We start from the raw sequence: 12,946 nt of genomic DNA, 5'->3' as shown, positions 1-12,946 counted from the left end.
ACGAACACGCGGTCGGCGGGTCAACCGCCGACCGCGTTGTGCGTCGCGACGAGGCTCGGCAACTCGACAAGCGAGTCGATCCGGAACAGGCACCGCTCGGCCACCTCGGAGGGGTCGAGGATGTACCCCCACGGACCCCGCCGGATCAGGCACGCCTTCATGCCAACCTCCAGGGCCGGGCGGACGTCGTTGTCGGGTCGGTCCCCGACGTACAGGATCGACGACGCGACCCCGCCGCCCGCGTCGACGACCCGCTCGAAGAACGCCGATGCCGGCTTCGCCACGCCCCACCCGTGCGACGTGCCGATCACGTCCACGGGAAGGTCGAGATCGCGCAGGGTCGCCTCCGCGTGAGCCGGCTGGTTGCCGGCCAGGCCCACGAACAGGCCCTGGTCCTTCAAGGACGTCAGGCACTCACGCGCGTCCGGGTACAGGTCCTCCTCGGCGAACGACTCCGGCCGGCCGGCGGCCTCCCGACGGGCCAGCTCGGTGGTGAGATCGAAGTCGGGCCGGAAGACCCGGAACACCTCCTGATAGTCCAGACCCCTGGCGATCACCGTGCCGAAGACCGCCGAGAACGTGTGCCGGGGCACGCCGAGCCAGTCGGCCCAGTCGGCGAACTCGCGGGACTCGTCGAGAATGGTGCCGCCCACATCGAAGAAGACTGCGCTGATCATCTCTGTCCCCGTTCCTCGTCGCGGTCGCTGAGGCGCGGCCGCTGTCGCTGTCGGTCGCCGCTGTCGCTGTCGTGTCGCCGCCGCCGCTGTCGTGTCGCCGCGGTGTCGCTGGAGCCTAGGTGGGGTTGCCGGCAGTCGGCGTCCCTCCCGGCAACGCTGTCGAGCTGATGACGTGGACGAATTACTGGCACCGGCGGCAAAAGCGGTGGAGCGGTAGTGCCGCGTCAGCCAAGGTGAGGCCCATGGATGGCGACGATCTGGCCGGCGCGGAGCGTCGGGTGTGGACGGCGATGCCGACGGGGACGCGGGCCGCTCTGGCCGGGCTGTCCGGGGCAGACCTACGTACTCTTCTGCTGGGTGTGGCCCGCGACCGGGCGGCGACCGTACGTCCGCCCGAGGTGGTACGCCGCTGGCGCGAGGACCGCTTCGTCCGTCCGGCCCGTGCCGACCCGCGCCTGCTCGCTCAGGTGGAGGCCCGGATGTGGCAGCTGCTGCCCGCCGACGTGGCCGGGGTGGAGCTGTCGCCGGTCGTACCGGTCGGCACCTGCTCGGTCGTCGCACCGGTCAGCCAGAACAGGATCCTCACCACGATGCGCGCCAGCGAGGTGCTGAGCGATCCCACCAACGCCCTCGCCGTTGAGGCAGCCGTGCGTCGCCGTCGGCAGGACGAGGTGCACCTGGCCGCCGCCCACCGGGTGCTGCGGGCCCAGGATTTCGGCAGCGACGCGTCGGCACATTTCCGGCTCTTCGCCCTCGTGTCCAGCGCCCGGGACACCGGCGCCGGCGGCACCGAGGCCCGGCTGCTGGTCCGGCACCTCACCTACTGGCGGACCGTCCTCGCCGAGCTGGCCCCGGCGGCCGTCCCGCAGTTGCACGTCACCCACTTCGACGACCAGGCCGTCCGGGAACGGCTGGCCGACACCGTCCGACCGGCGCTCGCCGGGGGTGCGGTGCCGCTCGTGGACGAGCCGGAGCGCACCCGTGGTCGTGGCTACTACACCGGGTGCGCCCTACGGATCAGCCTCCTCGGTGGCGACCTGGAGATCGGTGATGGTGGCCTCACCGACTGGACCGCCCGGCTGACCGGCGACGCGAAGGAACGCTGCCTCGTCTCCTGCCTCGCCACCGAGCGCCTCGCCGACCACGTGGCCCGCTGACAGGCTTGCGCGATGCTCGAATTCTCCGGCCGACCTCCGCACTCCGAACTGGCCGCTTGGTCGACCGACACCGTTCCGGTCGGCGCGGGTAGGTCTGGGCTGGGTCGAGCTGGGCCTTGGAGTTGGGGAGTAGCAGGGTGCGGTCGGGCTAAACTGTCGTACACCTGTTCTATTTTCGGTCCATGGTGGAGGAGTTGGCGCAGGCGGAGGCGGCGGTCGCCGACTGCCTCGGCGCCCCGGTGTGGGCTCTTCCGGAGCAGGACCTCGTCGCGGCGCTCGACGCCGCGCACCGGCTCGCGCAGCGCCTGGCGGCCGTGCAACTGGTCCTGGTGCGCGAGCTCGACGGTCGTGGCACGGTCAGGACGCAGGGCGCGTCATCGACGGCCGTGTGGTTGCGCGACCGGTTGCGGCTGAGCATTCCCGCCGCCCGCCGACTGGTCGATCTCGCCGGCGCGTTGGACGCCGGAACGTCCGGGGTGGGGGCTGCTCTGGCCAGCGGAGCCATCACCGTGGAGCAGGCCCGGGTCATCAGCGACACGGTCCGCACAGTGCACACGGCCGCCGGCGCCGAGGCGGCCGAGAAGGCGGTCGGCGTGCTTGTCGAGTGGGCCGGGCAGTTCGAGCCGGCGCTGCTGCGCAAGCTGGGCAGCAGAGTCCTCGACCATGTCGCCCCGGAGGTCGCCGACGCCGCGGCGCGGGCGGCACTCGACACCGAGGCGCGTCGAGCCGACCGGGACCGTCACGTCACGCTGTCCGAGCTGCGCGACGGCCGGCTACGGCTGTCCGGCAACCTAGATGCGGAGGCGGCCGGGCTGCTGCGCGCGGCGCTCGACCCACTGACCGCACCGTCCGGTCCGGACGACCCGCGTTCTCCAGGGCAACGCCGCCACGACGCGCTCGCCGACCTCTGTCGGCTCGCCCTGCGCACCGGTGAGCTACCCGAGCACGGCGGCGAGCCCGCCCAGATCGTCGTCACGACCAGCTTCGACGTGTTGACCCGGCAACTCGACGCCGGCACCCTCGACACCGGGCCACGGGTGACCCCGGAGGCGGTACGCCGTCTCGCCTGCGACGCGGCGATCCTGCCGGCCGTCCTCGACGGCAGCGGCCAGACGCTCGACGTGGGCAGGCAACGCAGACTGGTCACCGGCCCCCTGCGACGCGCCCTGGTCCTGCGCGACCGCGGCTGCGCCTTCCCGGGCTGTGACCGCCCGCCCCGCTGGTGCGACGCCCACCACATCCGCCATTGGGCCGACGGCGGCAGCACCAGCCTGGCCAACTCCGTACTGCTCTGTGCCCACCATCACCGACATCTCCATCATGGCGACTGGACGGTTCGGCTCGGCGGCGACGGTCACCCGGAGTTCGTCCCGCCGGCCTGGCTCGACCCGGACCGACTCCCTCGCCGCAACCAGTACCACCGGCGGACGTGACCTCCCCAAGGCGGCCAGCTCCGCTCAGGACGGCCGGGAAGGACAGCGCGGGAAGGACTGCCGGCACCGATCACCGAACACAGGTGACGGCTGTGGTCAAGGCGAGGCGAAACGAATCTTTGTGCTGAGCCCACCCGAGATTGACCTGGGCACGGGCTGTGACGGGCACCGCACCGCGCGGGGCATCGATGAGCAGGCGGCGACCCTAGGGTCGGTGGATGGGCACCACGGCGGAGGTTCGCGGCCGCTGGCGATCACTGTTGCCGCTGCCGCCGCCTGGTCGGCTGCGCACCCTGTCGTTGGCCACTATGGCCAACACGGTCGGCACCGGGCTGTGGGTGACCGGCGCGGCGCTCTATTTCACCCGTTCGGTGGGGCTGACACCGACCGAAGTGGGGCTGGGGCTCACTATCGCGGGTCTGGTCGGGCTGACCGCGAGCGTGCCGCTCGGTGGGCTCGCCGACCGGCGTGATCCCCGGGCGCTACGCGCGGTGCTGCAACTGGCCCAGGCCGTTGTCGCCGCCGCGTACCTGCTGGTCGGCTCGTTCCCGGTTTTCCTGCTGGTGGCCACTCTGGACGCGTTGCTGGTCTCCGGCAACCTGGCGGTCCGCGCCGCGCTGGTCGCCGCGGTCGCTGGCCCGCAGGGCCGGGTGCACGCGTTCGCCACCCTGCGCGCTGTGGCGAACCTGGGCGTGACGTTCGGCGCGGGGCTGGCCGCGTTCGCGTTGGTGGCGGACACCGGGTGGGCGTACCGGCTGCTGGTGCTCGGCAACGTCGCGACCTACCTGGTCTCGGCGGCGCTGATCATGCGACTGCCGTCGTATCCGCCGGCGCGGCGGGCGGTCCGGCCGCGTCCGGCGCGTGCGTTGGGCGACTGGCGCTTCCTCGCGGTGGCCGGCGCTTCGGCGGTGCTCTCCGTGCACGGGGTGGTGCTGTCGCTGATCCTGCCGCTGTGGGTGGTCAGCCGCACCGACGCGCCGACGGTGACGGTCGCCGCCGCGCTGCTGGTCAACACGCTGCTCACAGTGCTGCTCGCCGTACGCCTCAGCGAAAGCTCCCGGCACGCGGTGCCGGCGGCGGCGACGATGCGCCGGGCCGGGCTGGTGCTCGCGGCCGGGATGCTGCTCTGGGCCGCGACCGCCGTCGTGCCCACCGCTGCGGCGATCGGCCTGCTGCTGGCCGCGACGGTGATCTACACCATGGGCGACCTGTGGCATGCCGGGGCCGGGGCGGCGCTGGCCTACGACCTCGCCGCCCCGGACGCCCTCGGCGCCTACCAGGGGGTCGACGGACTGCTCGCCGGGCTGGCCCGCGCGGCCGGCCCTGCCCTGCTGACCTGGTTGATCATCGACGGCGGCCCGATCGGTTGGCTGGCGCTGGCGGGGTTGCTCGCACTCACCGGCCTCGCCGTGCCGCCACTCACCCGCCGCGCCCTGGCCAGCCGGTCACCGCACCCAGGCTGACCGTCAGCCGATCTCCTCGTCGACGAAACACCAGCGCCAGGCCTCGCCCGGCTGGGCCGAGCGGATCACCGGGTGGCCGGTGGACGCGTAGTGCTTGCTCGCGTGCTGATTGGGCGACGAGTCACAGCAGCCGACCTGCCCGCAGCTGAGGCAGGTGCGCAGGTGCACCCAGTAGGTGTCGCCGATGGCGACGCAGTCGGCGCACTCGTCGGGGGTGCGTGGTGCGGCGGCACCGGCCTCGGTCAGGTGCTGACAGCTCACTTCTCAACCTCTCGCAGCAACGACTCTTCCAGGTCCAGGTCGCGGTAGGCCTGCACCAGCACTTCCTCAGGGATCCGACCGGAGTCCCGGGCAGCCCGGAACACCTCCCGCTCGGCGTCGATCATCTCCTGTCGCAGCCGACCGTACGCCTGCGACGGGGTCTCCCGCTCGTCGCCGCCGAGTCGTTCCCACGCCATGTTGGTGCGGTCCTCCACCGCTCGGCGCAGCCGGGCCACCACCGGGTCCGGGGCGGTGTCGGCCAACTCGTCCAGGCGTTCCTGGGCGGCCCTGCTGGCCTGCTGCTGCACCCCGGCCGCGGAGAGCGCGTCCTGCACCGCGTCGTCCGGCGGCAGCTTCAACCGGCGTGCGACGAGTGGCAGGGTGGCGCCCTGGCCGACCAGGGTGAAAACAATCACGGCGAAGGCCAGCCAGATGAACAACGCCCTGGGGTACGGCTCGTCGCCGGCCAGGGTCAGCGGCAGCGCGAGCGCGGCGGCCAGGGTGACCACGCCGCGCATGCCGGCCCAGCCGATGATGATCGGGACCTTCGGCGACGGCCGGGCGTCACGGCGGCGGACCCGGGGGACCAACCGGGCGAGGTAGGTGGCCGGGAAGAGCCAGACGAACCGGGTCAGGAAGACGGTGGCGAGCACCGCGAGGGTGATCAGGGTGAGCGAGCCGATCGGCTCGTCGAGTTCGCGTAGCACGTCCCGCAGTTGGAGCCCGACCAGCAGGAAGACCAGGCCCTCCAGCAGGAACCGAACAAGTCGCCAGAACGCGCCGATCTGCAACCGGGACGCCGCCGACAGCAGCTGCGGCAGCTTGTGGCCGAGCACCAGACCGGTGACGACCACCGCGACCACGCCGGAGGCGTGCAGGTGTTCGGCGGTGAACACCACCGCGAACGGAATGATCAGCGACAGCGCGTTGTCCAGCAGCGGGTCGGTGATGCGCCGGTGCAGGAAGCCGAACACCAGCGCCCCGAGCGCCCCGATCAGGATGCCGCCGCCGGTGGCCCGCAGCACCTCGACGGCGACCTCCGCCGTGCCGACGGCCGAGCCGACGGTGGCCATCGTCGCAACCCGCAGCAGCACCAGGGCGGTGGCGTCGTTGACCAGGCTCTCGCCCTCCAGGATGGTGACGACCCGGCGGGGCAGCCCGACCCGGCGGGCGACGGCCGTGGCGGCCACCGCGTCCGGTGGGGCGACCACCGCGCCGAGGGCCAGGCAGATCGCGAACGGCACCTGGGGCAACAGCAGGTGCAGCACCAACCCGACCACGAACGCGGTGAACAACACCAGGCCGACAGCGAGCAGCAGGATCGGCCGGATGTTGTTCTTGAACGCCGGCACCGAGGTCTCCAGCGCGGCCACGTAGAGCAGCGGCGGCAGGATGCCGATCAGCACCAGCTCCGGCTCCAGGTGCACCTGCGGGAAGCCCGGCACGAATGAGAGCGCCAGGCCGAGGACGACCAGCACGATCGGCGCGAGCAGGCCGAGCCGGCGGGCCAACGCGGCGCCCAGGGTGGCGATCGCCAGGAAGACGACGACCGGGAACAGGCTTTCCATGGGGTACGAGCCTAGGGGTACGTGAACACCGCTCTGCTCAGCCGCCCGGGCGCAGCTTCGGCAGCACCTCCGCGCCGAACGCGTCGATGAATCCGCGCTGCTCCTGCCCGACGTGGTGCAGGGCGATCTGGTCGAAGCCGAGTTCCAGGTACTCCTCCAGCCAGCCGACGTGCCGGCCCAGGTCGGAGGAGACGTTCACCACCTCGGCGACGCGCTGCGCCGGCACGTCGGCGGAGACCACGTCGAAGTGCTCGGCGGTCTCCAGGTCCCAGCAGACCGGCGGGGGGAAGACGTTGCTGCGCCACTGGTCGTACGCGATCGCCTCGGCCTGTGCCTGTTCCGGCGCCCAGGAGACGTGCACCTGCAGGTGCAGTGGTCCACGCCCGCCCGCGTCCCGGTACGCGTCGATCATCTCGCGGAGGTGCGCCACCGGGGCGTTCACGGTGATCAGCCCGTCCGCCCATTCGGCGCACCAGCGGGCGGTGGCCACGCTGACGGCGGCGCCGACAAGTGCGGGCGGCTGCTCGGGGCGGGTCCACAGGCGGGCGCGATCCACCCGGACCAGCCCGTCGTGGCTGACCTCCTCGCCGGCCAGCAGGGCGCGGATCACGTCGACGCACTCGCGCAGCCGGGCGGAACGCACGTCCTTGCGTGGCCACGGGTCGCCGGTGATGTGCTCGTTGCTGGCCTCGCCGGTGCCCAGCGCGGCCCAGAACCGGCCCGGGTACATCGCGCCGAGGGTGCCGATCGCCTGCGCGATGATCGCCGGGTGGTAGCGCTGACCGGGTGCGTTGACGACGCCGAACGGCATACCGGTGGCCTGCAACGCCGAGCCGAGCCAGGACCAGGCGAAGCCGGACTCGCCCTGCCGGGCGCTCCACGGGGAGAAGTGGTCGGAGCACATGGCGGCGTCGAAGCCGGCCCGCTCGGCGTGCATCACCGCCTCCAACAGGGCGCGCGGACCGATCTGCTCATGGGAGGCGTGAAACCCGAACGACGTCATGGGCACACTTCCTACCCACGACGGCGCCGGCTGACGCGTGCCGCACCGCGAACTATTCGGCGTGCGCGCCGGCGCCGGCCGAGGCGGCGCCCTCGCCCACCCAGACCGTCTTGGTGTTGCAGAACTCCCGCATGCCCAGCGCCGACAACTCGCGCCCGTACCCGGAGTTCTTCACGCCACCGAACGGCAACTCGGGGTAGGAGGTGGTCATCCCGTTGATGAAGACGTTGCCGGCGTCCAGGTCGGTGGCGAAGCGCTCCTGCTCGGCCGGGTCGCGGGTCCAGGCGTTCGAGCCGAGCCCGAAGCTGGTGCCGTTGGCGACAGCGATGGCCTCCTCGTACGACGACACCCGGAACAGGCCGGCGACCGGGCCGAAGACCTCCTCCGACCACATCCGCATCTGCGGGGTGAGGTCGGTGACCACCGTCGGCGGGTAGAACCAGCCGGCACCGGTCGGCCGCTCGCCCCCGCAGAGCACCGTCGCGCCGTTGTCCACCGCGTCGCGGACCTGGGCGTGCACCTCGTCGCGGCCCCGCTCGCTGGCCAGCGGCCCGACGTCGGTGTCCGGGTCCATCGGGTCGCCGACCCGGAGTGCGGCCATGTTCGCGGCGAACTTCTCGGCGAACGCGTCGAAGACGTCGGTGTGCACGATGAACCGCTTCGCGGCGATGCAGGACTGGCCGTTGTTCTGGCAGCGGGCGGTGGTGGCGACCTCGGCGGCCCGGTCCACGTCGGCCGAGGGCATCACCACGAAGGGGTCGCTGCCGCCGAGTTCGAGGACCGTCTTCTTCAGCTCCCGTCCGGCGATCTGGGCGATGGAGCGGCCGGCGGGTTCGCTGCCGGTGAGCGTCGCGGCGCGTACCCGGGGGTCGCTGAGGATGCGGTCGACGGCGTCCGAGCCGACCAGCACTGTGGTGAACGCCCCCTCGGGGAAGCCGGCGCGGCGGAACACGTCCTCCAGCAGCAGCGCGGTCTGCGGCACGTTCGAAGCGTGCTTGAGCAGCCCGGTGTTGCCGGCCATCAGCGCTGGCGCGGCGAAGCGCATCACCTGCCAGAGCGGGAAGTTCCACGGCATCACAGCGAGCACCACGCCGATCGGCTGGTAACGGATGAACGCCCGGGTCGCCTTCACCGCGTCGGCGTCGGCCGGCTCGTCGGCGAGGAACGCGGGGGCCTTGTCGGCGTAGAAGCGGGCGGCAGTGGCGCACTTCGTCACCTCGGCCTGCGCCGCGGCGTACGTCTTGCCCATCTCGGTGGTCATGATCCGGGCGATCTCGTCGCGCTCGGCGTCGAGCAGGTCGGCGGCGGCGTTCATCCACCGGGCGCGCTGGTCGACTGTCGTCTCCCGCAACTGTTGGAACGCGAGGTCGGTGCGCTCGATGGCACCGTCGAGCTGCTCGGTGGACATCGCCTCATAGGTCTTGAGCACCTGGCCGGTGGCGGGGTTGGTGGTGGCGATGTGGGGCATCTCGTCCTCCTGTCACTCGAACAGCGAGTGTCGTACGCCCGGCTCCTCGCGGCGGCGGGCGGCGCGGCGGCGCTGGATCACGACCAGGTCGACCACGGCGACCACGGCGAAGATCGCGCAGAGTACGCCGAGCCAGGCGATACCGGCCCAGAACGCCAGCACCGCGAAGACCACCATGATCACCAGGCCGAAGCTGGCGAGGGTGAGCCGGAGGTTCAGCGCGCTGTTCGCGTGGCCGACCGTGCCACGGGCACGCCGAGGCTGCGATCTCGTCATACCCACCGATCTACCCCCGATCGGCCGGCTTAACCGGTACGGCGCGCGGGCGACCCGACCGCGCCGGTGTGCTCCGGCACATCCGTTCGCGCCGCGGCCCCGCCGGCCGGAGGATGAGCGCATGTCAATGACCCTCACCGTGCCGGTGACCGTCTCCATCGCCCGCCGCGTCGACCCCGACCGGGCCAGCGAGATGGTGGCCTGGATGCGGGCCGGCACCGCGCTGGCCGAGGCGTTCCCCGGGTTCCTGGGCGCCGGCTGGGTGCAGAGCGGCCCCGGTTCGCCGGAGTGGCACATGCTCTACCGCTTCGCCGACGCCGAGACGCTGCGCCGGTGGGAGGAGTCGCCGCAGCGGCACTGGTGGCTCAGCTCGGCGCAGGGCATCGTCGAGCACACCCGGGTGGAGCGGCGTACCGGGATCGAGGGCTGGTTCGACAGGCCGCTGGAGCACTCGGTGGACCCGGTGGAGCCGGTCGCGCCCGCGTCGCCGCCCCGCTGGAAGCAGGCGGTGACCATCTGGTTGGCGTTCTTCCCGCTGAGTCTGACCGCCACCCTGCTGACGAGCCGCTTCCTCGACGCGGTGCCGCTGGCGGCCCGGGTGCTCCTGATGACGCTCTGCCTGACCCCGCTGATGACCTATCTGGTGCTGCCCCGGATCACCCGGGCGTTGCACTGGTGGCTGCACGGCCAGCCGGCACCCTGGCGGGACGTATAGCACCTCGACGGCTTCCGTGTCGGCGCTCTGCCGCATACCCGACAGCAACTTCCCGGCACACCGCGTCCTGCGCATAGAGTTACCGCGCTGTCGCTCTGTGCTGCGGAACGGGAGACGTCATGCCTCGACGCTGGGTTGCCGCCCTGGCCTGTCTCGCGGCGCTGGTCGCGCTGGCCTGCGAGGGTGGCACCTCGGCGACACCCCGCCCCACCACGAGCGCCCCGCCGTCGGGTGGGCCCGGCGGCATCGCCGCCCTCGGCGATTCGATCAGCACCGGTTTCGCCTCCTGCCTGGTGCTCACCTCCTGCGAGCGCAACTCCTGGTCGACCGGGGACGGGCTGCGGGTGCAGAGCCACTACCGACGGCTGCTGGACCAGAACTCGGCGATCCGCGACCGGAGGTACAACCACGCCCGTCCCGGCGCCCGCGCGGACGCTCTCGCCGGTCAGGCCCAGGCGGCGGTACGCGACCGCGCCGACTACGTCACGGTGCTGATCGGCGCCAACGACGTCTGCCGGGGCGGAGTGGACGCGATGACGCCGGTGAAGCAGTTCCGGGCCGACGTCGACCAGGGGCTGCGGGTTCTGCGGACCGGCCGGCCGAAGGCCCGGGTGCTGGTGGTGAGCATCCCCGACCTGTACCGGCTCTGGGAGGTCGGGCACGACGACGCCCGGGCGACCCGCGCGTGGCGGCGGGGCGGCATCTGCCCGGCCCTGCTGGCCGAGGCGACCTCGACCGCCCCCGCCGACCGGGCGCGCCGGGCCGCCGTCCGGGATCGGATCGCCGCCTACAACGCCGAGTTGACGGCGGCCTGCCGGGCGTACGGGTCCCGGTGCCGGCACGACGGCGGCGCGTTGCACAAGGTCCGGTTCACGCTGGATCTGCTCAACCCGCTGGACTGGTTCCACCCCAACGCCACCGGCCAGGGCCGCATCGCCGAGGTCACCTGGCGCTCCTCCGGCCTGGCCAGCTGAGGACCGGGACGCACGTCAGGGCTGGCGCGGCTCCGGGACGACGCTGCCACGGGAGCGGTAGAGGGCCCGGGACCGCTGGGCGAGGTCCTTGGTAGCCGACGAGTTGGCCCAGGTGCCGAGCACGATGGCCGCACCGGGGACGATCTTGGCGACCATCCGCTTCGCGGCCCGGACACCGGCCATCTGGGCCAGCCGGATGCCGAGTTGCAGCATGACCCGACCGAGCGGACGCTGGCCGCCCAGGCCGAAGAGCGCGTCGGCGCGTTCCCGGCCGGCGGCCACGCCGAGCGCCAGCCGGGCGCTCTCGGCGACCTTGTGCACCCGCTGGAGCACCAGCAGGTCGGTGGCCCGATCGCTGTGCAGCGGGTCGACGTCGTACGCGGCGGCGATGTGCAGCACCATCCGCGCCTGGGTCCAGGCCAGCACGCCCACGTCGATCACGGCGCCGGGCAGCCCGGCCGCGCCGGAAACCGCGCCGGAGAGCCGGGCCAGGTTGACGAACTTGCGGGCCGCCTGGTCGGCGAGCACATCGGCGGAGACCCCGGGCTGCTCGGCCCGGGCCCGGGCGGCCCACTGCACGGCCTCCGGCCCGAGGCGGCGCACCGCCTCCAGGGCGAGGTGCTCCGGCGCGTACTGCGGGTCGTCACGCATCCGGTCCCAGAGCCGGGCCGGCGGACCCTCGGGGGCGTCCACCGGCCCGGCCGGCAGGTCGACGGACGGTTGCGGAGTCGGAGCGGCGGGCTGACCGCCGACGGGCGGGGTGTCGGTCACCAGGTCTCCCCAGGGGTGGGATCGGTGGACAGGGCGGCCGATGGAGCGGTCAGCGGCGGCGGTTGGACAGCCTGGCCGCCAACCCCTTCAGCTTCTGCTGGTTGCCCGGCTTGGCCATCTCCCGACGACCTCGCTCGACCAACTGCTGCCCCTTCGGTGATCGCAGGAACGTGGTGATCCGCTGCATCAGTGACATGTCGTCCTCCTGTCGACGATCCCGTAGTCATGTTTGTACCCCGTACCCGCAAGACATGTACCCGGGATGCGACAGCCTCAACCCTGACCGTCCATAGTGGGCGGTAGGTTACCGCCCCGCCGGCACGATGGCGTCAACGACCCGGGTCGCCCGCCACTCGTGCTGCTGGTAGTGCTCGGGGTACGCGGAGACCTGCACCGCCTGGGCGGCGTCGGTGAGCCGCATCCCCTGCCAGCCGGGCACCTGCTGCAGCGCGGCGAGGAACTGCCGGGTCGCGAACTCGGGGTCCATCAACCGCCCGACCGGGCCCCAGCCGCTACTGGAGCGCTGTTGGAACAACCCGACCGAGTCGTGGTCCCAGCCGATGCCCTGGTGCGGATAGTCCTGCGACTCGGGCAGCACGCCGCTGGCCACGTTGTAGAGGTTGCTCTCCTGCATGGCGGTGGCCACCGCGATCACCAGACCCCGGCGCGGCACCCCCATCTTGCGGCCGGTGCGGACGATCGCCTCGGCGTTCTCCATCTGGTCCTCGTCCAGCCCGGCGACGGGCGCCGGGTCGGTCGGGCGGGCCGGGGCGACCTTGCGGGCCGACGCGGTGGTGTCCGGGTCGGCAGGGCTCGCCGTGGGGGCGGCGGCGGACGCGCTCGGGGCGGCCGTGCGGTCCAGGGAGCGGGAGGCGCCCTGCTGCTCGGCGCGCTGCGCCAGCTCGGCGCTGGAGGGCGATCCGCCCCGGGTCGCCGCTCCGGCGTCCTCGTCGCGGACCTGGACGACGGCGGTCAGACCGAGGCAGCACACCACGCCCGTCGCCAGCGCCAGCTGTGCCCGGCGTCGACCGGTCAGGTCCCGGGCGTACGCCCGGAGCCGGCTCGCGGCGGTTGTCCGTTCGGTTGAGGTGCCATCCTCCGTATCGGCAGTGGGGGTGCTCGGGGCGTACGTCTCGTCGAGGGTGTCGTCGTCACGCATCAGCCGAGGCTAGGCAGGCCG

14 protein-coding genes are annotated in these 12,946 nt (G+C 72.6%); 5 read left to right on the top strand and 9 right to left on the bottom strand.

The genetic code is table 11. The annotated features are described in order from the left end of the window. Window positions 1-20: 20 nt before the first annotated feature. The gene (locus KBX26_RS13220) at window positions 21-677 is read right to left on the bottom strand and encodes an HAD family hydrolase (RefSeq protein WP_210865531.1); all 657 of its coding nucleotides are present in this window, start codon (window positions 675-677) and stop codon (window positions 21-23) included. Between the two features lie 242 nt (window positions 678-919). Here KBX26_RS13220 and KBX26_RS13215 point away from each other — a divergent pair, with 242 nt between their 5' ends. The 3 genes from KBX26_RS13215 (at window position 920) to KBX26_RS13205 (ending at window position 4,730) form a co-directional block, all read left to right on the top strand. Next, a complete protein-coding gene (locus KBX26_RS13215; RefSeq protein WP_210860170.1) occupies window positions 920-1,834 on the top strand; it encodes a hypothetical protein in 915 nt (304 codons plus the stop codon). Between the two features lie 182 nt (window positions 1,835-2,016). Continuing rightward, window positions 2,017-3,267 carry an HNH endonuclease signature motif containing protein gene (locus KBX26_RS13210; RefSeq protein ID WP_210865530.1) on the top strand — a complete coding sequence of 417 codons (1,251 nt, stop codon included), beginning with the start codon at window positions 2,017-2,019 and terminating at the stop codon, window positions 3,265-3,267. A 218-nt stretch (window positions 3,268-3,485) separates the two neighbouring features. After that, on the top strand, window positions 3,486-4,730 hold the full coding sequence (locus KBX26_RS13205) for an MFS transporter (RefSeq protein ID WP_210865529.1): 1,245 nt from the start codon (window positions 3,486-3,488) through the stop codon (window positions 4,728-4,730). A gap of 3 nt (window positions 4,731-4,733) precedes the next feature. On the opposite strand, the gene KBX26_RS13200 is transcribed toward KBX26_RS13205, so the two are convergent. Genes KBX26_RS13200 through KBX26_RS13180 form a run of 5 tightly spaced genes read right to left on the bottom strand, consistent with a single transcriptional unit; the run spans window position 4,734 to window position 9,306 of the window. Further along, complete coding sequence (locus KBX26_RS13200) at window positions 4,734-4,991, bottom strand: UBP-type zinc finger domain-containing protein (RefSeq protein ID WP_210864001.1); 258 nt, start codon at window positions 4,989-4,991, stop codon at window positions 4,734-4,736. Then, entirely contained in the window at window positions 4,988-6,559 is a 1,572-nt protein-coding gene (locus KBX26_RS13195; RefSeq protein ID WP_030335050.1) for a Na+/H+ antiporter, read from the bottom strand. The genes KBX26_RS13200 and KBX26_RS13195 overlap by 4 nt, the downstream gene beginning before the upstream one ends. Window positions 6,560-6,596: 37 nt before the next feature. Beyond that, a complete protein-coding gene (locus tag KBX26_RS13190) occupies window positions 6,597-7,562 on the bottom strand; it encodes a TIGR03885 family FMN-dependent LLM class oxidoreductase (protein WP_030335052.1) in 966 nt (321 codons plus the stop codon). Window positions 7,563-7,614: 52 nt separating this feature from the next. Next, window positions 7,615-9,030, bottom strand: coding sequence for an NADP-dependent succinic semialdehyde dehydrogenase (locus KBX26_RS13185; RefSeq protein WP_030335055.1), 1,416 nt, complete (start codon window positions 9,028-9,030; stop codon window positions 7,615-7,617). A gap of 12 nt (window positions 9,031-9,042) precedes the next feature. Next, window positions 9,043-9,306, bottom strand: a complete 264-nt coding sequence (locus tag KBX26_RS13180) for a DUF6343 family protein (RefSeq protein ID WP_030335057.1) — start codon at window positions 9,304-9,306, stop codon at window positions 9,043-9,045. Window positions 9,307-9,427: 121 nt separating this feature from the next. On the opposite strand from KBX26_RS13180, the gene KBX26_RS13175 reads away from it, so the two are divergent. Continuing rightward, window positions 9,428-10,021, top strand: coding sequence for an antibiotic biosynthesis monooxygenase (locus KBX26_RS13175; RefSeq protein WP_210859995.1), 594 nt, complete (start codon window positions 9,428-9,430; stop codon window positions 10,019-10,021). A 119-nt stretch (window positions 10,022-10,140) separates the two neighbouring features. Then, window positions 10,141-10,995 (top strand): GDSL-type esterase/lipase family protein, encoded by an 855-nt coding sequence (locus KBX26_RS13170; protein WP_030335062.1) that lies wholly within the window; start codon window positions 10,141-10,143, stop codon window positions 10,993-10,995. 15 nt (window positions 10,996-11,010) lie between these two features. Here the strand turns inward: KBX26_RS13170 and KBX26_RS13165 are convergent, their stop codons facing one another. From KBX26_RS13165 to KBX26_RS13155, 3 genes are all read right to left on the bottom strand, one after another. Beyond that, a complete protein-coding gene (locus tag KBX26_RS13165; RefSeq protein ID WP_210865528.1) occupies window positions 11,011-11,766 on the bottom strand; it encodes an EcsC family protein in 756 nt (251 codons plus the stop codon). Between the two features lie 49 nt (window positions 11,767-11,815). After that, window positions 11,816-11,962, bottom strand: a complete 147-nt coding sequence (locus KBX26_RS13160; RefSeq protein ID WP_167457721.1) for a hypothetical protein — start codon at window positions 11,960-11,962, stop codon at window positions 11,816-11,818. Between the two features lie 108 nt (window positions 11,963-12,070). Next, a complete protein-coding gene (locus KBX26_RS13155; protein WP_210865527.1) occupies window positions 12,071-12,925 on the bottom strand; it encodes a peptidase M23 in 855 nt (284 codons plus the stop codon). Window positions 12,926-12,946 lie beyond the last annotated feature (21 nt).

The sequence above is a fragment of the Micromonospora sp. C97 genome (assembly GCF_018070385.1).
Taxonomy (GTDB): Bacteria; Actinomycetota; Actinomycetes; order Mycobacteriales; family Micromonosporaceae; genus Micromonospora; species Micromonospora parva.
This window is presented reverse-complemented; position numbering and strand designations above follow the sequence as displayed.